The sequence below is a fragment of the Bacillus sp. AFS017336 genome, assembly GCF_002555445.1.
Lineage (GTDB): Bacteria > Bacillota > Bacilli > Bacillales > Bacillaceae_G > Gottfriedia.
Map to the genome: position 1 here is coordinate 1 of NZ_NUCO01000152.1, position 2,241 is coordinate 2,241.

A 2,241-nucleotide genomic window follows, 5' to 3' on the forward strand; every position below is an offset into this window, starting at 1 on the left:
TTATTATCATGACAACACAACATGATATAGGAAAGGACCTCTATTTTGTTCACGTGTTTAGAATATAAATGCTAACTTAAATATGTACAAGATTGATTAAATAAAGATGTACAGTTTCGACTCAATTCTACATACTAATCTGGGGGGATTGGTATGTACATTTCATTAGATATTCAAACGAATTTTGAGATTAAGAGTCTTTTAGACTTACCGAGATTAAAATTACTTATGGAGAATTTGAAAATGAGAATTAATAAGAGTCAATTAGCGAAAGAATTAAATGTGGACCGACGTACGATTGATAAGTACTTAAATGGCTATACTCCAAAGAAGACGAGAAGTAAATCTTCAAAAATTGATGCTTACTATGATGTGATCTCAAGTTTATTATCAAAAGAGTCAAAACAGATTTTTTATTATAAAAGAGTTCTTTGGCAATATTTAAAAGAAAACCATAACTTGAATTGTGCGGCATCTTCTTTTCGTAGATACATTCAAAGTAAACCTGAATTTCAGGCATATTTTAAAGAAGGAAAGAAATCGAATCCAACACAATCTAGTATCAGGTTTGAGACTCCACCTGGAGAACAAGCTCAATTAGATTGGAAAGAGGACATTCGTTATGAAACAAAAGAGGGCGAAATCGTACACATAAACGTGGCTGTGTTATTACTTTCATATTCTAGGTTTCGTGCTTTTCACATGTCTATATCGAAATCACAAAGTGTACTCTTTTCGTTTTTAACAGAAGTATTTGAATCTTTTGGGGGTGTGCCGCAGAAAATCATGACAGACAATATGAAGACTATAATGGATCAAGCTAGAACGAGCTATTCTAAAGGGATAGTGAATAAACGTTTCGCTCAATTTGCGGATGACTTTGGATTTAAAGTGCAGCCTTGTATTGCAGGAAGACCAAGGACAAAGGGAAAAGTTGAATCGCCTATGAAGTATTTGGATGAAATTCATGCATATCAAGGAAAGTTCAGTCTTGAAGAGCTTCACAAATTTGTACAACAACTATGCGAGAGAATCAACCATAGTTTCAATCAAGGGACAGGGAAAATACCGATTTTTGCCTTAAAACAAGAAAAGAATCTCTTATTGCCCCTACCACGGCAACAAATAAGAGATTCTTACAGAATCAAACATACACTAGTGAAAGTAAATTCAACCAATATGGTGTCCTACAAGTCTAACCAATACTCAGTACCAGCTATGTATCGAGGTAAGACCGTAGGTCTACAAGCATATGATGATCAGTTATTCATTTATTATAACACGGAGTTAATTGTTCAACACAAAATTAGTCAATTAAAAATCAATTACAAGGATGATCATTACAAAGAGGAGCTAAGTAAAGCTGTTCCTTACTATCCTGATATTGATCAATTGGCTAAGAAAAATTTACAGGCAATTGGAGATGTGTATAAAAATGAATAATTCATATCATCAGTTAATTCAAAATCTAGAGTATTTAAAATTAAAACAAATGATTCAGCATTTAAGTGAAACAATCGATTTTAGTGTAAGTAATCAAATATCCTTCGTAGAAACACTGGTCAAACTTACTAACTATGAAATCGATGTAAGAGAGAAAAACATGATTCATTCGATGGTTAAAGTGGGGGCATTTCCCCACTTTAAAGAAGTGAGTGACTTTAGTTTTGAATTCCAACCAACAGTTAATAAACAACAAATTCTTGATTTTATGACCTTACGTTTTATTGAAGAAAAAGAAAATATTGTATTTTTAGGTCCTAGTGGAGTAGGAAAAACACATTTAGCTACCGCAATCGGAATTGCAGCAGCTAAAAAGAGAACAAGTACGTACTTTATAAAATGTCATGAATTACTTCAGCAATTAAAAAGAGCTAGGATTGAAAATCGATTAGAATCACGGTTAAAGCATTATACAAAATATAAACTACTTATTATTGATGAAATAGGCTATTTACCGATTGACGCGGAAGATGCGAAGTTGTTCTTTCAACTGATAGACCTCCGATATGAAAAGCGAAGTACGATCCTAACAACGAATATTAATTTCAAATCGTGGGATGAAATCTTTCAAGATACCAAACTAGCCAATGCCATTTTAGATCGGGTACTACATCACGCAACAGTAGTAACAATTGTTGGTGAATCATACCGAATTAAGCAACATATTTCGAAAGAGAATGAGTGATTTTGTACATACTTAAATAATCAAAAATGTACATACTTAGGTTGACATTTATA

Annotated in this window: 2 protein-coding genes; both read left to right on the forward strand. The window is 32.8% G+C overall.

Going from position 1 to position 2,241, the window contains the following annotated elements; all coding sequences use genetic code 11:
- The first annotated feature begins 153 nt into the window (after positions 1-153).
- A complete protein-coding gene (gene istA, locus CN601_RS25650; RefSeq protein WP_098172771.1) occupies positions 154-1,443 on the forward strand; it encodes an IS21 family transposase in 1,290 nt (429 codons plus the stop codon).
- On the forward strand, positions 1,436-2,188 hold the full coding sequence (gene istB / locus CN601_RS25655; protein WP_098172772.1) for an IS21-like element helper ATPase IstB: 753 nt from the start codon (positions 1,436-1,438) through the stop codon (positions 2,186-2,188). The genes istA and istB overlap by 8 nt, the downstream gene beginning before the upstream one ends.
- Positions 2,189-2,241 lie beyond the last annotated feature (53 nt).